Genomic DNA, 20,497 nt, shown 5'->3' with positions numbered 1-20,497 from the left:
AACGGTGCAAATATAGTGTTTTTTTTATAAATCAAAATAAATACATTGCTCTAAAATATTTCTTATCTTTATATAAGCATTAAAAATAAAGAATTTTACCTTATTTAACCCTGAAAGTTATGAAACGAATTCTAGTACCTACAGATTTTTCAGAACATGCTGAAGACGCTTTAAAAGTCGCCGCACAGATTGCCAAAAAAAATGATTCTGAAATCATCATTTTACACATGCTTGAGTTACCGCATCAAATGAGCGATGCAATTTTGGGCGGTGTAAGTATTCCAGAAACCATGCTTTTTATGAAAAAAGCAAACGAAACACTTGACGAAATCTCATTAAGGCCTTATTTAGACGGAGTTCCTGTGACGGAGATTGTAAAAATGGACAAGCCTATTCACGGAATCACTCAGATTAGCAAAGATTATAATGTTGATTTAGTCATAATGGGATCACATGGTTCTTCTGGAATTGAGGAATTAGTGATTGGCTCAAATACTGAAAAAGTGGTTCGGAATTCTGAAATTCCTGTTTTGGTCATTAAAAAAGACGTTTCAAACTTTAACGCAACTAATATCGCTTTTGCTTCGGATTTTTCTGACGAAACTAAAAAACCATTTGAAAAACTATTGTCTTTCACAAAATCATTCGATTCAAAAATACATTTGGTTACTATATGTACACCAAATAGCTTTAAACCAACTCATGTTGTTGAAAAAGCAATGAAAGAATTTATTTCAGAATTTAATCTTACCAATTATTCAACACACATTTACAATGATACCAATATAGAAAAAGGAATTATCAATTTTTCCAATAGTATAAATGCAGACATAATAGGAATGTGTACACATGGAAGAACCGGTTTTGCACACTTTTTCAATGGAAGCATTAGCGAAGGTTTAGTAAACCATACCGTAAGACCAGTTATTACTTTTAAAGTCTAAAATCAAAATTTATGTCAATATAATTACTTTAAATTAGTTACTATACAAAGCCTTTCAATAGAAAGGCTTTGTTATTTTCACTAAAAATAGTGAGCTTTCTAACAAAGTAAATTTGAGCTTTTTAACAAAGTTAGCATTACTATTAATCAGGATCTTTGTCAAATAAAATCATATATAAAAATATCATGAAAACAATAGACAAGATTTACATTAATGGAGAGTTTGTAACTCCGCAAGGAACAGAATATTTTGACCTTATCAGCCCAACCACGAATGAAAAACTGGGAAAAGTTCTTTTAGGAAATCAAAAAGACACTCAAGATGCAATCACTGCAGCAAAAAAAGCTTTTGAAACTTTTTCTAAAACAACTACTGCCGAAAGAATTCACTATTTGCTGAATATCCAAACCTCTATTAAAAAAAGAAAAGAAGAATTCATTAATACAATGATTGAAGAATACGGAGGAACAACTCCATTTGCAACAATTAGTTTTGATTATATGCTAAAAAGTTTTGACTCGGCAATTCAATTATTAAACACTTATAGTTTCAACAAAATTATGGGAGAATCCGAAGTCCAGATGACACCAATTGGCGTGGTTGGAATTATTATTCCATGGAATTCAAGTAATGGTTTCATCTGTGGCAAACTCTCAACAGCAATTGCCGCGGGATGCACAACAGTAATAAAACCAAGCGAAATGAGTGCTCAACAAACACAATTAATTACAGAATGCCTTCATGAAGCCGGCTTGCCAAAAGGCGTTTTTAATATTGTTAATGGTTTAGGCGAAATTGTTGGCGCCGAAATAAGCAGTAATTCTGATGTTGCCAAAATTTCATTTACAGGCTCTACAACTGTTGGAAAAATCATCGCAAGAGAAGCCGTTAACACCATGAAACGCGTTACGCTTGAACTTGGAGGAAAATCTCCCAATATAATTCTTGATGATGCTGATTTTTCAAAAGCAATTCCGCTTGCCATGGCAGCAGCCTATATGAATAGCGGACAGGCCTGTATTGCAGGAACAAGGTTATTAGTTCCTGAAAACAAACTGGAAGAAGTCAAAGCTTTAATTAAAAATCATGCCGTTAATATAGTAGCCGGTGATCCTAAAAATTCAAATACTACGGTTGGCCCGATGGTTAGCAATAAACAATATGAGCGTGTTCAAAGTTATATTCAAATTGGAATTGACGAAGGTGCCGAAATTTTAATTGGAGGTTTGGGAAAACCCGAAGGATTAGAAAAGGGTAATTTTGTAAAACCAACTGTTTTTGTAAACGTAAAAAACAGCATGCGAATCGCACAGGAAGAAATATTTGGACCCGTTTTATCGATCATTACTTATACAACTGAAGAAGAAGCTATTAAAATTGCAAACGATACCACTTACGGATTACAAGCTTATGTAAGCTCTTCAAACGAAGACAGAGCATACAAAGTTGCTTCTCAAATTAATGCGGGACGTGTACAAATAAACGGAATTAAACATGATCCTATGGCTCCTTTTGGCGGATTTAAACAATCAGGAATTGGCCGGGAATTTGGCACAATTGGACTTGAAGCTTATCTTGAATCAAAAGCCTTAATTCGATAAAAGTAAATACAAAGATCTGGAAATCTTCATAAATAGATTTTCAGATCTTTTACTAACTTTACATTATGGCAGCAATTACAAATACAAAACCCAAAATACTATATTCTTGTTATTTTGCGCGCAGTCGCGAAGGTGAACATTTTATTCCCGAACATGTTTTTAGCTACCAGGTTTCGGGAGAAATGATCGCGTCTGACAGTAAAAATACCTATCATTCTAAACCGGGTGATTTTCGCCTTAGCAAAAGAAATCATCTAGCTAAATTCATAAAAATCCCACCTGAGGGAGGCGAATTCAAATCGATATCACTTTTTTTAGATCAGGAAATTTTACGAGAAATAAGCAGCGAATACAACATCACGATTCACAAAAAAGCAGACTCAGCATCTATGATTCCACTAGCACCCGATCCGCTGTACAAATCATTCATAGAATCTCTAATTTCTTATCTCGAAGTAGAACAGGAAAACAACGAAGCTTTGTTTAAACTAAAAATAAAAGAAGCGGTTCATCTTTTAATCAAAGTAAATCCTGAATTAAAGAATATTCTATTTGATTTTACCGAACCCGGAAAAATAGACCTGGAAGCTTTTATGAACAAAAACTTTCATTTTAATGTACATCTAAATCGTTTTGCATATTTAACCGGCAGAAGCCTTGCTACTTTTAAAAGAGATTTCGAAAAAGTATTTCAGCAAACGCCTGGAAAATGGCTGCTAAACAAAAGACTTCAGGAAGCTTATTACTTAATCAAACAGGGAAATTCTCCGTCAGAAGTTTATATTGGAGTTGGTTTTGAAAATTTATCGCATTTTTGTTTTTCATTTAAAAAGAAATTTGGCGTAGTTCCTTCTTCCTTATTTTCAAAATAGATATTTTAATGGCTAAATTATTACAGCAAGCCCGCTATATAATCCAAGAAAATTAGAAACTCAAATTTCTCATTTTCTTGGATTTTTTCATTTTTTTGTTTACAATAATAAGGCATGAAGTATTTAACAACATCACTTTATTTCAATAATACTTTGTTTATTCACAGGATATCACGAAACGAACTCAACAACACTGTTAACAACACTGTCAACAAAATTGTGAACATTCCCCCTTATTACTTTAATTCTATTAACCGTTTCCTCAATGCCTGCCTCAATGTCTGCCGCTAACCCTCCGCCTTGCACTTGTTTCATTTCAGAAGCATCTAACTCCGTAAAATTGAATTTTTTTAAATTATCCATAATTTTAATTTTTAGAATTATTATTTAGTTAAAACAAAAATGTATTGCAGTATTTTTTTATCACATTAAACATATACAAAATACTGATATTCAGATAAATGAATCAACATTATTACTTAGGATCAAAAATAATTACATTTTGACCGCTATAAAAAAATAATTAAAGAAAGAAAATGAGAAACTCACGTTTTCTCATTTTTTAGTATCTCTTCAAAAATACTTGTCATCAAGAAGTTAAAGAAGGTCTATTACTGATCCTGATACATTAAGTCTTTTAGTTAAAGGAATGCTATCGAGATAGTTTATTACGGAGGTATCGACAGCGCGATCAACATTCTCTACTACCCTAATACCATCATTCAGAGACAGATCAAGAGATTCATCAACAGATCTTATCGCCAAAAGAATCCTGCCTCCTCCTTGCACTTGTTTCATTTCAGAAGAATCTAACTCTGTAAAATTCAATTTTTTTAAATTATCCATAATTTTAATTTTTAAAAATTACTACTTAGTTAACAACAAAAAATGTACTGCAGTGTTTTTTTGCTGCATCAAATATACGTAAAATATTGATAATCAAGTAATTAAATATAAAAATATGCGATATTTAGATAAAAACTATATTACTTAGTTATAAAACATAATTAAATAAGTATAAAAAAAGCCTTACAGATCCGAAGTATGACCCAATAGAAATTAGCTTTTTTGTTTTAAACCTTTTACCTTTTAGTTAAAACAAAACGTCTGCTTCTTTCGCTAAATTTACATACGTAAAACACTATCATATGGTTTCATAAACTAGAAAAAAAATTACAAAAGATAAAAACTACCCAAGTTTGCTAGAAAATAAAATTAAAAAGAGGAAAAAAAGGAGTAAAAAATTCTTATTGATCCCAATTAATCAAATACAATTTTAATTTCAGTATTCTGACTAATTCTAGCCAATCTTCTTTACAGCCAATAAGTAAAACTAAACTTTAATGTATAAAAACATAGTCTACTTTGGTTTGTAATATCCCAAGTTTTGGATTGCTGTATATTTAGAATTTCATATCTCAATTTATTGCATAAAAAAAGCCTCTCGATTTGAGAGGCTTTTTATGTTGGTCTACAAGGACTCGAACCTTGAAAGACTGCACCAAAAACAGTTGTGTTACCATTACACCATAGACCAGCAGTGCCGTTAAGCGAGTGCAAATTTAATTTAATTTTTAGTTTACGCAAACTTTTTATAAATAAACCGTAAACAAAAATTTTTTATAAAAATTCAAACCACATAGAGATTAAATAAACAACGAAATTTAATTTTATTCTCTATAAAAATTTTACTCTCTCTTGTAAAATTGAAAATTACTTATTTTACAAAATCTCTAAATTTATTACATAAAAAAAGCCTCTCGATTGAGAGGCTTTATGTTGGTCTACTAGGACTCGAACCTAGAAAGACTGCACCAAAAACAGTTGTGTTACCATTACACCATAGACCAGCAGTGCTGTTAAGCGAGTGCAAATTTAAAGCTTTTTTTAGTTTGCGCAAACTTTTTGATAAAAAAAATCAATTTTTTTTCCTTTTTATTTCTTCTAAATTTTTATTACAACCGCAAGTATTTCACAAACAACACGTTACTTTAAGCAAATACTTTTATAGATTTTTTTGTTAATGCTCGTTTCTTTACACAAAAAAACATTTTCTTTGTAGGATAGAAAACATACAAAATTTTAACACCTAAATATGGCACAATTCAATTTCAATAAATGGAATACAATTATTGGTTGGTTTGCATTTGCAATCGCTTTAATTACTTATACACTAACTGTTGAACCTACCATGAGTTTTTGGGATTGTGGTGAATATATTGCTACAGCTGCTAAACTGGAAGTTGGTCACCCTCCGGGAGCGCCTTTATTTCAAATGATGGGTGCCTTTTTTGCCATGTTTGCTATAGATAAAGAACATGTGGCGGTAATGGTAAATATGATGTCTGTATTTTCTAGCGCATTTACAATTTTGTTTATGTTTTGGTCTTCATCAATGATTTTGAAAAAAATCATTGCACGATTTACTGAAATTGATAAAAACAATTCGGTTGTTATTTTAGGAAGTTCTTTTGTTGGAGCTCTTGCTTATACATTCTCTGACAGTTTTTGGTTCAACGCTGTTGAAGCCGAAGTTTATGCCATGGCTTCCCTATTAATTGCATTGCTTTTTTGGCTTGGATTACGTTGGGAGCAAGATATGGACGAACCTAAAGGAAACAAATGGTTATTAATCATTTCACTTGTTATTGGACTTTCGTTTGGAGTTCACTTTATGGCTTTATTGACCATTCCTGCAATTGGTTTTCTTTACTATTTTAAACACTACGAAAAAGTTACCATCAAAAATTTCATTATTGCAAATGCTGTTGTAATTGCTATTTTGTTGTTTATTTTTAAATTACTTCTTCCGCTTACAATGGCATTTTTCGGTAAAACCGAAATATTCATGGTAAACAGCATGGGGCTGCCTTTTAACTCTGGAACTATTTTCGTTGGCTTAGTATTTATTGCTTTCTTTTATTTTGGATTAAAATTTACCAAACAAAAAGGATTGGTTTTCTATAATACTATCATTCTTTGTATTCTTTTTATCTTAATAGGTTTCTCTACCTGGATGATGCTGCCTGTTCGTGCTAACGCAAACACAGTAATTAACGAAAACAAACCATCAGATGCTACTGAGGTTTTGGCTTACTATAATCGTGAACAATATGGTGTAAATCCGTTGTTTTACGGACCGCAATACACAGAAGTATTCGCTGGTTTAGATGCAAAAACGCCTTATTTAGACAAAAACCCAAACTACGAAAGAGATTATAAAACCGGCAAATATATCATTACCAATAATTATAAAAATGCAGAGCAGAATACTGATGATAATCAAAAAACGATTCTGCCAAGAATGTGGAGTACCGAAACGGGACACATTCAAAACTACATCAATTTTACAAATCCACCTCAATTCAAAATAAACCCTAATTATCCTTATGAAGATGATTTGGCAAAATACGGAATTGACGCCAGCCAATTAAGCGAAGAAGAATACAATAAAGCTACTGCTCAATTGCGTAATGAAGTTGAGAAGACAGTTTCTGAATTTAGAAGAGCTTATGCGCAAAAACAAATTGACAATGAAGGTTATGTAAAATTCCTTAAAAGTTACGGTGATTATTTAATCATAGAAAAACCAACAACTGCTGATAATTTCAGTTTTATGATTGAATATCAATTTGGATATATGTACTGGAGATATTTAATGTGGAATTTTGTTGGTCGCCAAAGTGACGTTCAGGGAAAATATGACAATCTGGACGGAAACTGGATTAGCGGAATTAAACCTCTGGATTCAGTACACCTTGGTTCTCAGGATAATTTGCCATCGGATGTTTTAAATAACAAAGGAAGAAATGTTTACTTCTTTCTGCCCTTTATTCTTGGTCTTATTGGTTTGATGTACCACGCAAATAAAGATCTTAAAAGCTTTTATGTGCTTTTAGCTTTGTTTTTATTTACCGGAATTGCTTTAAAAATATACTTAAACGAAAGACCTTTTGAGCCTCGTGAAAGAGATTATGCACTTGTAGGATCATTTTATGTATTTGCAATCTGGATAGGCTTTGGGGTTTATTCTTTATATGAAAGCATTCAAAAATATGTAGCCCCAAAAATTGCGGGTCCAATTATTATTGCGGGAAGTTTATTAGCAGCGCCAATTTTAATGGCGTCTCAAAACTGGGATGATCACGACAGATCTAATAAGCGTACGGCAGTTGCAATGGCAAAAGCTTATCTGGATTCTTGCGACAAAGATGCTATTTTATTTACCATTGGTGATAATGATACTTTCCCTCTATGGTATGCACAGGAAATTGAACATTTTAGAACCGACGTAAAAATCGTAAATACGAGTTTATTTATGACGGATTGGTATATTGATCAAATGAAGGCCAAATCTTATGAATCTGATCCGCTGCCTATTTCGTTTACGCATGCAGAATATGTGGGTGACAAACTGGATTATGTGGCTCATATACCAAAAATAGAAACTCGTTGGAATATTAATGACTTTATTAGTTTTATTAAGAATCCAAAATCGACTGTTGGTTTACAAAACGGACAAACGATTCACTTTTATCCAACAAATAAAATCAGAGTAAATGTTGATAAAGCTTTAATCATCAAAAATAAAGTTGTCAACCCTAAATACAACGATTCTATTGTTCCTTATATGGATATTGATATCAAAGGAAGCGCGATCTACAAAAACCGCTTAATGATGTTGGATATCTTAGCGAATAACAACTGGAAACGTCCTATTTATTTTAGTGGAGGTGCTTTTGATGATGAAGATTATTTATGGCTGAAAGATTATTTACAGCTAGACGGAATGGTGTACAAATTGGTTCCTATTAAAAACACACCTTCTAAAGATGGCGGACCTATGGATATGGGGCAAATTGACGCTGATAAAATGTATGACATTGTAATGAAATGGGATTGGGGCAACAGCGAAAGTGAAAAAATCTATCACGATCCTGAAACAAGAAGAAATAGCATTACATACCGCACAAACCTGTCGCGTTTAATGTATAAACTTATCGAAGAAGGAAAAATTGACAAGGCTAAAAACATTATCAATTTAGCCATGACAAAAATGCCTTTAGATAAATTTGGTTATTATTCATTAGTAGAGCCTTTTGCCGGAGGATATTATCAAGTAGGAGAAACTGCAAAAGCACATGATTTACTTGGCAAACTAGTTCAAAAATACAGAGAGAACTTAGATTATTATAAAACCTTAACTTCAGGAGACCAATCTGATTTGGCGATTGATATCATTACAGATATTGAGCGCTACAGAAGCTTGTTACAGGTTATGAAAGAAAATAAGGATTCGGCTTTCTATGAAAAACACAAAGCTACTTTCAATACTTATGTGAATATTTTCGAACGCTTTGGCAGAGAAAAAGAATAATAAGATACGAAAAACATATTAATTAAAAAAATGTAGCATTATTGAAAAATAGCGCTACATTTTTTATTTTTACATATATCTAAAATAATTTCAAAATGAGCTTTTATTGGGTAAAAACTAATTCATTTATAAAAAGGGTATTTTCTAAATATTGTTGGGATATTCCGAACAATGAAAAGAAAATCTACCTCACTTTTGATGATGGCCCTACTCCTGAAATTACTGATTGGGTTTTATCTGAATTGAAAAAATTTGATGCAAAAGCGACTTTTTTCTGTATTGGAAAAAACATAAAAGCCAATTTATCCTTATTTGAAAAACTAATTAAAGAAGGTCATTCAATAGGTAATCACACTATGAATCACGTTAACGGATGGAAAAGCCAAACGAATGATTATATAGAAAATGTGAAAAATTGTGCTGCGGTTTTAGAAGAAGAAAAAATCGAAAAATCTTTAATATTTCGTCCTCCTTACGGGAAAATCAAAAAAGAGCAATCTAAGATTTTACGAAATCTGGGCTATAAAATAATAATGTGGGATGTTTTGAGTGCCGATTTTGATCAAAGCATTACACCTGAGAAATGTCTTGAAAACGTTACTAAAAATGTAAAATCAGGAAGTGTAATTGTATTTCATGACAGTATTAAAGCTTCACAAAATTTAAAATTTGCGTTACCTAAAACACTGCATTTTTTAAAAGAAAACGGATTTGCTTTTGATATTATTCATTAATATCCTTTCAGGAGAGTTTCCTTTATACGCTAAATTGATCCTGAACGATCCCTATAATAGTATTCGCATCAAGTTCTCCGGATTGTCTCCAGATCATTTGTCCTTCTTTATAAATCATTAAAGTAGGAAGTCCTTTAATACGTAATGCTTCAGCCAGCTCCTGATTCTTATCTACATCAATTTTAATCACTTTGGCTTTATCGCCAAGCGCAGCCGCAACATCTTTAATAACAGGATGCATAGATACAGATGATTCGTTCCAATCAGTGTAAAAATCAATTAACACCGGAACTTGAGCATTTATAAGTTCTCCAAATTTTGACATAAAACCAAAAATTTAATTCTTTTAATCTTTTAAAAAGAGATAATTAATACAAATGTAGCATTTTTAACGAATTAAGCCACATTGTTGCCTTTTTTTAGTTCAATCACCGTTATTTCCGGCATGATACCAACTCGTCCCGGATAGGCATGAAACCCGAAACCGCGGTTTACATAAACATATCTTCCTACATTTTCATAAAGGCCGGCCCATTGTTTATAAATGTATTGCGCCAGACTCCATTTAAAATATCCCGGAATTTCAATTCCAAATTGCATTCCATGTGTATGTCCTGCTAGTGTTAAGTGAAAATTTTTAGGATGTTCTTTAATCTCAGCTTCCCAATGACTTGGATCATGGCTCATTAAAACTTTAAAATCGTCCTGATGAACATTTTGCGAAGCTTTATTTAAATCCCCTGCTTTCTTAAAATTCACACCCCAGTTTTCAACACCAATAATTGCAATTTTATCATCGCCTTTTTGAATGTAAGTATGTTCGTTTAATAAAAGTTTAAAACCTATTTGCCCGTACAGACTTTTAATTGCCTGGAAATTTTCATCTTTTTCTTTTTCAGAAGGCCACGTCACATATTCTCCGTAATCATGATTTCCTAAAACTGAAAACTTACCATATTTATACTCTTTTATTCTATTAAAAGCCGTTAACCACGGATTCATTTCTACAGCATGTGTATTTACAATATCTCCGGTAAACAAAATTATATCTGATTCTTGTTCATTAATTAAATCAATAGCATAATTTATTTTTTCGGGATTATCGAAACTTCCGCTATGAACATCTGAAATCTGAGTAATTTTAAATCCATCAAAAGCATCCGGTAAATCAGGAAAAAAGATCGTTTGCTTAAAGACCTTAAAATTATATTTCCCTTCAAAAATTCCATAAATCAAAGATAAAAAAGGCACTGCAGCAAGTCCCAATGCAATTTGACTTATAAACTTTCGTCTGTCCGGCATCATTTCTTTTCTTGGAGCATTGTAAATAAAATAATTCAAAATACTCGCCCCTACTCTAAAAATATCTTCGCCAAACATTACCAATGTGAGAACAATTTTTGGAACATAGACCAACAACATCAACCCTGTTGTAAACATAAACTGTTTGGTTTGACCAACAGAACGATCTACTTGTGAGAAAGAATAAATTATAAAGATTAAAATAAGCAGGCTAATCACTTGATAACTAATCAAAACCCATCTTAATTTGATTAAGGTACGAAAGGCTTGATAAGAATAGAACTCAATAAATAAAAAAAGGGCACAAAGAATAACAAAACGAATTATCATGTAGGTATAGTTTTAAGCAAAGTAACAAAGAATGAAAATTTTATTGCTTTTTATTATCAAAAATTTAACTCAAAAAAGAAACAAAAAAGCTGATAGATTTCTCTAACAGCTCTTTCTCTGACTAAAAATTATCATTGTCAACTAATTTCATAAACCAAACCAACAATTTATGAACCCAAAATGAAAATCAATCGTTATTTTTTAGCTTTTGCAGTTTCTGTTTTTACTGCTTCTGTTTTTGCAGCTTCTGCTTTTTTATCTGCTTTTTCTGCTTTCTTTTTTGCATGTTTTGTAGCTTTAACTTCTTTTGTTGGAGCTGTTTGAGCTGGAGTAGTTTGAGCGCTTACCATTGCTGTTGTTCCTAAGATTGCTACAGCTAACATTACTAATTTTTTCATGACTAAAGTTTTTATGATTATTATTGTTTCATTATTTATAAGCCAAAGATATAATCGCCAAATGAAGACAAAATGAAGAAATTATCTTACTAAAACAATTAACATTTAATTGGCTTTTACAGCATTTGGAAACAATAATAAAAACGTCGTTCCATGATTTAAAGTCGAAGTAACTTTAATTTCAATGTGATGAAAAACAGCAATACTTTCTGCAATAGCAAGACCTAAGCCTTGCCCATCCTGATCTGAACTAATGCGGGTAAAACGAGTGAATATGCGTTCTAGTTGAGATTCATCCATTCCAATTCCGGAATCGGAAATAGATAAAAAGTAATTTTGATTTGAAAATCCGTCGCTAACTTTGACATTTCCATTCTCTCGATTGTACTTTATCGCATTGGTTACCAAATTATACAACAAAATATGAATTAGTGTTTTATTTCCTGTAAAATGAAAATCGTGCCGAATCGCATTTTCAAACCGCAAACCTTTATCTTCAATTCGATCCTGTAAATCTTCGTATAAACCATTTACGATTTCATTAAAATCAATATTTTCATTGGCTTCATATTGATTGTTTTCGATTCTGGAAATCAACAATAAATTATTAATGATTTTTTTGAGCATGTCGAGTGTTTTGAGTGAACTGGCGATTTTATCAATTGCATTGTCATCCAAAGAACCATTTTGAAGCAAGTTTTCCAATTTGTTTTTTAGCAAAGCAATTGGCGTAAGCAGCTCATGAGAAACATTCGAAATAAATTGTTTTTCTTTTTTGAAAACAATTCCAATGCGGTCCATCATTTGATTTAAAACCAAATCCAGTTCCCTAAAATCTCTCGATTTGGCATTTATGGGCGTATAATCAAACGCTTCGGGTTCATTTACGCGCCTTATTTTAGTATCGATAATTTTATAAAAAGGTTTAAGTAAGTATTCTATATAAAAAGTATCTGCCAAAAAAGTGACCAGAAGAATAACGACCAAAACGATAATAATAAACAGCTTGATAATAAACGTAAGATCATTTACTTCGCTAAGACTGCTGCCAATTTCGAGCTGATAATGCTGATTTTCATACGTAAAATGATGACGAAGAATTCTATATTCATTTTCTTCACCTTCAATAATTCGGAGATCGTTGCTAAAAGTGGTTTTGTTTTGTTTTGGTTTAATTGAGGTTCTCGACAAAACTAAAAATTCACTGTGTAAAGTCGAAAACTGAGAATAGGTCTCCGTAGAATCACCTTCGTTTTCGATAAAATCATTAATTTCATTTTGGTTTAAATGATCAATGAATTTTTTCTTCTTTTCGAGTAATCCGTTATTAATGTGTTTATAAACTACATTCTGAACTAAAATCGGCAACATCAACCATAAAACTAAAATCACCAACAAACGTGTTAGTGCATTAAAAATAGCGAGCTGATGTTTTATTTTCATCGTTTATTTATTCGTTTATACGATACCCCACATTTCGTACGGTTTCGAACCAATCTATGGCGGTATGTTTGTCGAGCTTTTTTCGGAGATTTCGAACATGAACATCAATGAAATTAGAATCTGAATTGACTTCGAGAATATCTCCCCAAATATGCTCTGTGAGCTGTAATCGTGTAATTACCCGATTTTTATTCAGAACCAAATACTGAAAAATATCAAACTCTTTTTTCGTCAAATTAATCGGAATTGAATCATAACTTACTTTATAATCCTGCAACTGTAATGAAAATCCATGTATCAGTAAATCATTTAAAGTAAAACCATGTATTCTGCGAATTACAGCAAATATTCTGGCGCTAAGTTCTGTCAAAGCAAAAGGCTTTGTCAAATAATCATCGGCACCAAGATGCAGTCCATTAATTCTGTCGTCGAGTTCGCCGCGTGCAGTAATAACAATTACCGCTATTTTAGATTTTGATTTTCTAACGGTTTTCAAAACCTCAAAACCATCTCCGTCAGGCAAACCAAGATCAAGCAGCATGGCATCATAATCGTTACTGTTTATTTCTTCTAAAGCATCAGCACATGTATTTGCAATTTTACATATATAGCCCGTGTTGCACAAAAAGTCGTAAACTTCTGCAGCAAGTTCTTTATTATCTTCAACAATTAAAATATTCATAAGCCAATGTTCTATGGGATCAACGTTAAAATGTTGTAGAAAATATTAAAAAATTATAGTCCTAATTATTTTTACCGCAGAGAACTCAAAGGTTTTTCGCAGAGTTCACTAAGATTAAAGTTGTGTTTACACAATCTAAGTCCGCAAAGCTTTGAGAACTTTGTGATTTTACTAAACTTAGTATATTTAAAAACTTTGCGTTCTCCGTGGTAATTTTTTTCTCTCTACAGGTTTTAGAATTGATCTGTTGTAAGCGCAACTAAAGTAAACAATTCTAAAAAGCGTGGTTCCCAATTATTAAAAAATTAACGAATCAAAAAAAAGCTGATAAATTTCTCTATCAGCTCTCTCCATAATTATCCTTTCTGTTTTTCTGCCCTTACAATTCTTCGATAGCAAAACAAAAAAAATATTATTTACTTGCTTTTGCAGCTTCCGGTTTAGCAGTTTCTGATTTTGTTGTCATTTTTTTCTCAGATTTTGCTTTTTTCTCAGCTTTGGTTCTCGGGTGTTTTGTTGCTTTAATTTCTTTAACCGGAGCTTCTTTTCCTTTTGCAGGAAATGCACTTACCATCACACTTGTTCCTAAAACTGCTACTAATAACATCAATAAATTTCTCATGATTTCTACTATTTAAAAATTATTACTTTTTATTTTACAGATCAAATTTACCTCTGTAAAATGAAGAGAAAATGAAGAAAATAGCTACCCTGAATATTTTAACGAGATATTAACGGTTTATGTTTTTCTACCATATAAGCTATATAAGTCCATTTAATTATAAACGGAATGTTAGACTCAATGCTTTGCATCTCTACAATGCTACGCGTCCTTACTAAAATGAACTCATATAACTTATATGGTGAAAAAAAAATTCTTATTAGTCTAATTTTTGAGAACCCAATTGTTTATTTTTACAGACTAATATTTTTTTTATGTCAACTCAAAAACGTCTTTTTCTTCTCGATGCTTATGCATTAATTTTTCGTGGATATTATGCCTTTATAAAAAACCCGCGAATTAACTCAAAAGGAATGGATACATCAGCGATCATGGGATTTATGAATTCGCTTTTAGATGTTATAAAACGTGAAAAACCGGATCATTTAGCTGTAGCTTTTGATAAAGAAGGAAGCCAGGTTAGAACTGAAATGTATTCTGATTATAAAGCCAATCGTGATGCAACACCTGAGGCGATTAAAATTGCGATTCCGTATATTCAGGATTTATTAAGAGCCATGCACATTCCGATTATCGAAATGGCCGGTTGTGAAGCTGATGATTTAATTGGAACTATTGCCAAACAAGCCGAAAAAGAAAACTACAAAGTTTTTATGGTTACTCCCGATAAAGATTTTGCACAATTGGTTTCTGAAAATATATTCATGTACAAACCTGCCCGTATGGGAAATGGAATTGAAATCTGGGGTGTTCCAGAAGTTTTAGCAAAATTTGAAATCGAAAGACCAGATCAGGTCATTGACTTTCTTGGAATGATGGGAGATGCCGTTGATAACATTCCGGGATTACCGGGTGTTGGAGAAGTTACTGCTAAAAAGTTTCTGAAAGAATTTGGTACGATGGAAAATCTTTTGGAAAACACACATTTACTGAAAGGTAAAATGAAAGAAAACATCGAAGCCAATAAAGAAAAAGGAATTTTATCTAAAAAACTGGCTACTATTATATGTGACTGTGATGTCGTTTTTAATGAGAATGACTACGAACTTTCTCGCCCTGATATTGAAAAAACAGATGCTATTTTTCAGGAATTGGAATTTAGAAGAATGGCAGAACAATTCGACAATCTATTTAAAGTTGGCGGAGGAAATGAATTAGCCAACAAAGGTGACGAAGCCAAATTATATAAAAAACCACAACCTAAAAACGAGGATCAATTTGATCTGTTTGGAAGTGGTGCAACTATAGACGCAGAAACTGAAGAAAGAACTTCGTTTTACAACACTTTAGAAAACACAACACATTCTTATCAGGCTATTGAAGGTGATTTGGGAATAAAATTGCTTTTACAAAATTTACAAAAGCAGGATTCTGTTTGTTTTGATACCGAAACAACCGGTTTAGACGCATTGCACGCAGAATTGGTTGGAATGTCATTTTCCTATGAAAAAGGAAAAGCATTTTATGTTCCGTTTCCGGAAAGTCAGGAAGAAGCTCAGGTTTTAGTGGATAAATTCAAGCCGTTTTTTGAAAATGAAAACATCGAAAAAATTGGTCAAAATTTAAAATATGATTTAAAAATTCTTTCTAATTATGGCGTTACTGTAAAAGGAAAACTTTTTGATACCATGATTGCGCATTATTTGATTAATCCGGATATGCGTCATAATATGGATATTTTGGCAGAAACCTATTTGAAATATTCACCAAAATCAATTGAAACCTTAATTGGTAAAAAAGGAAAAAATCAAATTTCGATGCGCCAGGTTCCGCTTGAAGATATCAAGGAATATGCTGCAGAAGATGCTGATGTTACTTTACAATTAAAAGAAATCTTCACTGCAGAACTAGACAAAACCGAAACCAAAAAATTATTTGATGAAATCGAAATTCCGTTAGTAAGCGTTTTAGCTGCAATGGAAACCGAAGGAATTCGTTTGGATACGGAGTTTTTAAGTATCATGTCTAAAGAAATGGAGATTGAAATTAAATCTTTAGAAGAAAAAATATACGAAACTGCAGGTGAGAAATTTAATCTGGCTTCGCCGAAACAATTAGGTGATATTTTATTTGATAAATTAAAAATTGGCGGCGCAAAACAAAAGAAAACCAAAACGGGTCAATATGCAACCGGTGAAGAAGTTTTGACTTATTTGGCCAATGATAACCCGATTGTAAAAGAAATTCTGGATTGGCGTCAAATGGTGAAATTACAAAGCACTTATATTTTGGCTTTGCCGGAACAAGTCGATAAAAAAACCTTGCGCGTTCATACCGATTATATGCAAACCGTTGCTGCAACGGGACGTTTAAGTTCTAATAATCCGAACTTACAAAACATTCCGATTCGTACCGAAAGAGGTCGTCAGATTCGTAAAGCCTTTGTTGCCCGCGATGAAAATCACACTTTAATTTCTGCGGATTACTCGCAAATAGAATTAAGAATTATTGCTGCTTTAAGCGGAGAAGAAAATATGATTAAAGCTTTTCAGGATGGAGAAGATATTCATAAAGCTACTGCTGCAAAAGTTTTTGATGTTCCGTTAGAAGAAGTTTCACGCGAACAAAGAAGCAATGCCAAAACAGTAAACTTCGGAATTATCTACGGGGTTTCTGCTTTCGGATTAAGCAATCAAACTTCGTTATCAAGAAGCGAAAGTGCTGCTCTGATCGAGGCATATTACAAAACATATCCAAGATTAAGATCTTATATTAATGAGCAAATAGAATTTGCACGTGAAAAAGGATATGTACAAACCATTTTAGGCCGTCGCAGATACTTAAAAGACATTAACTCTGCAAATGCAGTGGTTAGAAGTGCTGCCGAAAGAAATGCCGTAAACGCACCAATTCAGGGAAGTGCTGCCGATGTAATTAAAATTGCGATGATCAACATTCATAAAAAACTAACAGAAGAAAACTGGAAATCAAGAATGCTGCTTCAGGTACATGATGAGCTTGTGTTCGATGTTCACAACGATGAACTCGAAAAAATTCAGCCAATGATTAAACACGAAATGGAGAATGCTTTTATAATGGCTGTTCCTTTAGAAGTTGAACTTGGTCTGGGTAATGATTGGCTGGCGGCGCATTAATTTAATTTTAGATTTTTATATATCAAAGCGCATTATTGTCGTTGCGAGGAACGAAGCAATCTCACTAATAAGAGATACAAAGTAATTCACAAAAGTGAGGTTGCTTCGTTCCTCGCAATGACTCAAAAACAAAAAAAGACTGTTCAAATGAACAGTCTTTTTTTGATGATTTTTTATTTATTTAAACTTTTCTAGTCGATTCTCTTTCCTTCAACTTTGTTTTAATTACAATAGTTTCGTAATCTGAAGTTTCACCTTCTTTTTCTTCTAAACGTTTGATTAATTGTTTAGCGGCAACTTCTCCAATTTCAATTCCGTGTTGGCTAATTGTAGTTAAACTTGGTGATAAACGTCTTGATGCTAAAATTCCATCAGCAAATCCTATTATCGAAATATCTTCAGGAACTCTAAAACCTTTTTTCAAACTTACCCTTAAAGCAGCAACTGAGTCATTTTCATCCAAAGCAAAAATAGCATCGATTTTATGATCGAAGATTCCATCAATTTTAGCTTTCATATCATCTTCAGAATCGGTACGAAGAATAATTTTTTCGTTTACCGGAATATTATTGTCTTTTAAAGCTTTCAAATATCCATCAGCTCTCAGTTTCCCGACACTTAAATTATCTACAGAAGAAATTAATGCAATGTTTTTGCATCCCAAATTGATTAAATGCTGAGTTGAATTTAAAGCCGAATCAAAATCATCAACTACAACTTTATCACATTCTACTTCATCTGCAATTCTGTCAAACATTACAATTGGCGTTCCGTCATTAATAATAGCAGAAAAATGACTGTAATCTTGTAATTTCTGAGCTTCTTCAGAAACAGAAAGAATAAATCCGTCAATAGTTCCGTTGCTTAGCATTTCAAGCGTATGAATTTCTTTTTCTAAAGATTCATTCGAAATACATGTAATTACATTATACCCTTTTTTATCGGCTACCTTTTCGATACCACTAAAAACCTTTGCAAAAAAGGAGTTCAATATATTAGGTATAATTACACCAATTGTTTTGGTTTTACGATTTTTTAAATTTAGACCAATAACATTCGGTTTATAATTTTTGAGTTTGGCATACTCCTTAATCTTCACCTTCGTTTGCTCACTGATTTCCGGACTGTCATTCAATGCTTTAGACACAGTCGACACAGAAACACCTAGTTCTTTCGCAATTTGTTTTAGAGTTGCTTTAGCTTTCATCTAATAAATGTTTATGTAATTGATACAAATATAGTAGAATTACCGAAAATAAAACAAAAAACACCTATTACTATTTCAAATTATAAGCCATTTTCAAAATAAAGCTAAAAAAGATTGATTTTTTAAAACCGCCCTTCCTAAAATTTCGTTAATAACTTAATACATGTTATTAACCTTATTAAAAACCTTTAATTATGAAAAACGAAGTTAAAATTCATGAAGTAGATCCTTCATTGAATAACAGAAGGAGCTTTCTTAAGCTCAGTGGCTTAACATTAGTTACCGCAGGTTTGGTTTTGGCTGGATGCAGCGATAATGATAACGATGAAGAAATGGATGACACTTCATTGCCTGGAATTCGAAATGGTGTTTTCGATTTGGGATCAGGAGATTTTGGCGTACTAACTTATGCTTATGCTCTGGAACAGCTTGAAGCAGATTTTTATACTAAAGTTGTAAATGCTACAAGTTTCAATGCAACTTTCAACGACACAGAACGTCAGGTTTTGACTGACTTATACCATCATGAAGTAATTCACAGAGATTTCTTCAAAGCAGCTTTAAGCGGAGCGCTTCCTGATCCAAGCTCACAATTACTTCCTTCTCTGGCTTTTAATTATGGCGCTCTAAATTTTAACAGCCGTACCGAAGTTCTTGCTACTGCAAAAGCACTAGAAGATACCGGGGTCGCTGCTTATAACGGAGCGGGAAAATTAATTAAAAGCCCTGATTATTTAGTATTGGCTGGGAAAATTGTTTCTGTTGAGGCAAGACATGCTTCAGCAATCAGAAGTTTGATTAATCCAAATTCTGCAGATTTTGCCGGAGACGATATTATTAACACATCAACCGGATTAGATGTTGCTAAAGATCCTTCAAAAATTCTGCCAATTGCGGGAGGATTTATTACTACAAAATTTACTGCCAAATATTTACCTTAATCTTAACTAGCTAAAACTTAGAAATTATGAATATTTTAAAATTTATAGAAACCTTTACTGATGATAGCTTAATGAGAAGCACTGGCTCTCGCAGAGACAGTTTTTCGCAGTTTGGAAACATAGGAAAAACACTGGCATATGCATCAATCCCATTTGGATTATCTGCAATGGCAAATAAAGCATTAGCAAAAGACATTACGGCAACACCAGCAACTCCTATTGGAGCTTTGCAATTTGCACTGACTTTAGAATATCTTGAAAACGAATTTTACGCAATGGCTTTAGATTCAGGAGTAATTCCTGCATCAGAAAATGGCGGACGCGATTTAAAAGTTTTCCAGCAAATTGCAGCTCATGAAGCTGATCACGTTTCTTTTTTAATTGCAGGATTGGGCGGTAGCATGAGTGCGAATTTTGTTCCGAAACCTACTTTTGACTTTACTGTTGGCGGAGCATTTGATCCATTTGACAATTATCAAACCTTTTTAGCATTGGCACAAGCCTTTGAGGATACAGGAGTAAGAGCCTATAAAGGTCAGGCGGGAAATTTAATTACAACGCCGGATTTATTAACTGCAGCATTACAAATACATTCTGTAGAAGCACGTCACGCATCAGAAGTGCGACGCTTACGCGGATTAAAAGGATGGATTTCTAATGATGAAAGAGGTGCAGGAATGCCCGAAGCAACTCAGGCAGTTTACGCTGGAGAAGGTGTTACGGTACAGGCAGGTTATAATACCGCTACTTTATTTGGAGCAGCCGCCGGATCAGAAGCTTATGATGAGCCACTTGCAACACAACAGGTAGTTGATATTGCCAATTTATTTATTGTTTAACAAAAACAATTCTAAATATTGAACCACCTTCGCGTTATTGTGAAGGTGGT

The 20,497-nt window shown here is 32.8% G+C and carries 17 protein-coding genes and 2 tRNA genes; 8 read left to right on the top strand and 11 right to left on the bottom strand.

Annotated features, from left to right (window positions below; genetic code table 11):
* Positions 1–119: 119 nt before the first annotated feature.
* From SD960_RS09810 to SD960_RS09800, 3 genes are all read left to right on the top strand, one after another.
* Positions 120–944 (top strand): universal stress protein, encoded by an 825-nt coding sequence (locus tag SD960_RS09810; protein WP_318802560.1) that lies wholly within the window; start codon positions 120–122, stop codon positions 942–944.
* Positions 945–1,129: 185 nt separating this feature from the next.
* Positions 1,130–2,545 (top strand): aldehyde dehydrogenase family protein, encoded by a 1,416-nt coding sequence (locus SD960_RS09805; protein ID WP_318802558.1) that lies wholly within the window; start codon positions 1,130–1,132, stop codon positions 2,543–2,545.
* A gap of 65 nt (positions 2,546–2,610) precedes the next feature.
* Positions 2,611–3,417 (top strand): AraC family transcriptional regulator, encoded by an 807-nt coding sequence (locus tag SD960_RS09800; RefSeq protein ID WP_318802557.1) that lies wholly within the window; start codon positions 2,611–2,613, stop codon positions 3,415–3,417.
* Positions 3,418–3,588: 171 nt separating this feature from the next.
* On the opposite strand, the gene SD960_RS09795 is transcribed toward SD960_RS09800, so the two are convergent.
* The 4 genes from SD960_RS09795 to SD960_RS09780 form a co-directional block, all read right to left on the bottom strand.
* Positions 3,589–3,780, bottom strand: a complete 192-nt coding sequence (locus SD960_RS09795) for a hypothetical protein (RefSeq protein ID WP_318802555.1) — start codon at positions 3,778–3,780, stop codon at positions 3,589–3,591.
* A gap of 234 nt (positions 3,781–4,014) precedes the next feature.
* Positions 4,015–4,263: a hypothetical protein gene (locus SD960_RS09790; RefSeq protein WP_318802554.1), complete on the bottom strand. Its 249-nt coding sequence runs from the start codon at positions 4,261–4,263 to the stop codon at positions 4,015–4,017.
* Between the two features lie 620 nt (positions 4,264–4,883).
* Positions 4,884–4,954 (bottom strand) — tRNA-Gln (locus SD960_RS09785).
* A gap of 242 nt (positions 4,955–5,196) precedes the next feature.
* Positions 5,197–5,267 (bottom strand) — tRNA-Gln (locus SD960_RS09780).
* 245 nt (positions 5,268–5,512) lie between these two features.
* Between SD960_RS09780 and SD960_RS09775 the strand changes: the two genes are divergently transcribed.
* Together SD960_RS09775 and SD960_RS09770 are read left to right on the top strand one after the other, a co-directional pair.
* Positions 5,513–8,794: a DUF2723 domain-containing protein gene (locus SD960_RS09775; RefSeq protein WP_318802551.1), complete on the top strand. Its 3,282-nt coding sequence runs from the start codon at positions 5,513–5,515 to the stop codon at positions 8,792–8,794.
* A gap of 95 nt (positions 8,795–8,889) precedes the next feature.
* The gene (locus SD960_RS09770) at positions 8,890–9,528 is read left to right on the top strand and encodes a polysaccharide deacetylase family protein (protein WP_318802548.1); all 639 of its coding nucleotides are present in this window, start codon (positions 8,890–8,892) and stop codon (positions 9,526–9,528) included.
* Positions 9,529–9,550: 22 nt separating this feature from the next.
* Here the strand turns inward: SD960_RS09770 and SD960_RS09765 are convergent, their stop codons facing one another.
* The 6 genes from SD960_RS09765 to SD960_RS09740 all read right to left on the bottom strand — a co-directional run bounded on the left by SD960_RS09765 (position 9,551) and on the right by SD960_RS09740 (position 14,305).
* Entirely contained in the window at positions 9,551–9,853 is a 303-nt protein-coding gene (locus SD960_RS09765; RefSeq protein WP_042566267.1) for a thioredoxin family protein, read from the bottom strand.
* Positions 9,854–9,924: 71 nt separating this feature from the next.
* Complete coding sequence (locus tag SD960_RS09760; RefSeq protein ID WP_318802546.1) at positions 9,925–11,160, bottom strand: metallophosphoesterase; 1,236 nt, start codon at positions 11,158–11,160, stop codon at positions 9,925–9,927.
* A 194-nt stretch (positions 11,161–11,354) separates the two neighbouring features.
* A complete protein-coding gene (locus SD960_RS09755; protein WP_318802545.1) occupies positions 11,355–11,558 on the bottom strand; it encodes a hypothetical protein in 204 nt (67 codons plus the stop codon).
* Between the two features lie 105 nt (positions 11,559–11,663).
* On the bottom strand, positions 11,664–13,001 hold the full coding sequence (locus SD960_RS09750; protein ID WP_318802542.1) for a HAMP domain-containing sensor histidine kinase: 1,338 nt from the start codon (positions 12,999–13,001) through the stop codon (positions 11,664–11,666).
* Between the two features lie 7 nt (positions 13,002–13,008).
* The gene (locus SD960_RS09745; protein WP_318802540.1) at positions 13,009–13,683 is read right to left on the bottom strand and encodes a response regulator transcription factor; all 675 of its coding nucleotides are present in this window, start codon (positions 13,681–13,683) and stop codon (positions 13,009–13,011) included.
* A gap of 412 nt (positions 13,684–14,095) precedes the next feature.
* On the bottom strand, positions 14,096–14,305 hold the full coding sequence (locus SD960_RS09740) for a hypothetical protein (RefSeq protein WP_318802538.1): 210 nt from the start codon (positions 14,303–14,305) through the stop codon (positions 14,096–14,098).
* Positions 14,306–14,619: 314 nt separating this feature from the next.
* Here SD960_RS09740 and polA point away from each other — a divergent pair, with 314 nt between their 5' ends.
* The gene (gene polA, locus SD960_RS09735; RefSeq protein WP_318802536.1) at positions 14,620–17,460 is read left to right on the top strand and encodes a DNA polymerase I; all 2,841 of its coding nucleotides are present in this window, start codon (positions 14,620–14,622) and stop codon (positions 17,458–17,460) included.
* A 181-nt stretch (positions 17,461–17,641) separates the two neighbouring features.
* On the opposite strand, the gene SD960_RS09730 is transcribed toward polA, so the two are convergent.
* Complete coding sequence (locus SD960_RS09730; RefSeq protein ID WP_318802535.1) at positions 17,642–18,667, bottom strand: LacI family DNA-binding transcriptional regulator; 1,026 nt, start codon at positions 18,665–18,667, stop codon at positions 17,642–17,644.
* A gap of 194 nt (positions 18,668–18,861) precedes the next feature.
* Between SD960_RS09730 and SD960_RS09725 the strand changes: the two genes are divergently transcribed.
* Both SD960_RS09725 and SD960_RS09720 read left to right on the top strand, forming a co-directional pair.
* Positions 18,862–19,608, top strand: a complete 747-nt coding sequence (locus tag SD960_RS09725; protein WP_318802534.1) for a ferritin-like domain-containing protein — start codon at positions 18,862–18,864, stop codon at positions 19,606–19,608.
* 26 nt (positions 19,609–19,634) lie between these two features.
* Entirely contained in the window at positions 19,635–20,447 is an 813-nt protein-coding gene (locus SD960_RS09720; protein ID WP_318802532.1) for a ferritin-like domain-containing protein, read from the top strand.
* Positions 20,448–20,497 lie beyond the last annotated feature (50 nt).

Source organism: Flavobacterium sp. MMLR14_040 (genome assembly GCF_033657265.1).
In the GTDB taxonomy this organism is placed as follows: Bacteria; Bacteroidota; Bacteroidia; order Flavobacteriales; family Flavobacteriaceae; genus Flavobacterium.
Note: the sequence above shows the minus strand (reverse complement) of the source record. Positions and strands in the feature narration are given on the sequence as shown.

Bases quoted from the DNA above. Each gene is read 5' to 3' on its own strand.
- SD960_RS09810 (WP_318802560.1), top strand. From the start codon at position 120: ATGAAACGAATTCTAGTACCTACAGATTTTTCAGAACATGCTGAAGAC.
- SD960_RS09805 (WP_318802558.1), top strand. From the start codon at position 1,130: ATGAAAACAATAGACAAGATTTACATTAATGGAGAGTTTGTAACTCCG.
- SD960_RS09800 (WP_318802557.1), top strand. From the start codon at position 2,611: ATGGCAGCAATTACAAATACAAAACCCAAAATACTATATTCTTGTTAT.
- SD960_RS09795 (WP_318802555.1), bottom strand. From the start codon at position 3,780: ATGGATAATTTAAAAAAATTCAATTTTACGGAGTTAGATGCTTCTGAA.
- SD960_RS09790 (WP_318802554.1), bottom strand. From the start codon at position 4,263: ATGGATAATTTAAAAAAATTGAATTTTACAGAGTTAGATTCTTCTGAA.
- SD960_RS09775 (WP_318802551.1), top strand. From the start codon at position 5,513: ATGGCACAATTCAATTTCAATAAATGGAATACAATTATTGGTTGGTTT.
- SD960_RS09770 (WP_318802548.1), top strand. From the start codon at position 8,890: ATGAGCTTTTATTGGGTAAAAACTAATTCATTTATAAAAAGGGTATTT.
- SD960_RS09765 (WP_042566267.1), bottom strand. From the start codon at position 9,853: ATGTCAAAATTTGGAGAACTTATAAATGCTCAAGTTCCGGTGTTAATT.
- SD960_RS09760 (WP_318802546.1), bottom strand. From the start codon at position 11,160: ATGATAATTCGTTTTGTTATTCTTTGTGCCCTTTTTTTATTTATTGAG.
- SD960_RS09755 (WP_318802545.1), bottom strand. From the start codon at position 11,558: ATGAAAAAATTAGTAATGTTAGCTGTAGCAATCTTAGGAACAACAGCA.
- SD960_RS09750 (WP_318802542.1), bottom strand. From the start codon at position 13,001: ATGAAAATAAAACATCAGCTCGCTATTTTTAATGCACTAACACGTTTG.
- SD960_RS09745 (WP_318802540.1), bottom strand. From the start codon at position 13,683: ATGAATATTTTAATTGTTGAAGATAATAAAGAACTTGCTGCAGAAGTT.
- SD960_RS09740 (WP_318802538.1), bottom strand. From the start codon at position 14,305: ATGAGAAATTTATTGATGTTATTAGTAGCAGTTTTAGGAACAAGTGTG.
- polA (WP_318802536.1), top strand. From the start codon at position 14,620: ATGTCAACTCAAAAACGTCTTTTTCTTCTCGATGCTTATGCATTAATT.
- SD960_RS09730 (WP_318802535.1), bottom strand. From the start codon at position 18,667: ATGAAAGCTAAAGCAACTCTAAAACAAATTGCGAAAGAACTAGGTGTT.
- SD960_RS09725 (WP_318802534.1), top strand. From the start codon at position 18,862: ATGAAAAACGAAGTTAAAATTCATGAAGTAGATCCTTCATTGAATAAC.
- SD960_RS09720 (WP_318802532.1), top strand. From the start codon at position 19,635: ATGAATATTTTAAAATTTATAGAAACCTTTACTGATGATAGCTTAATG.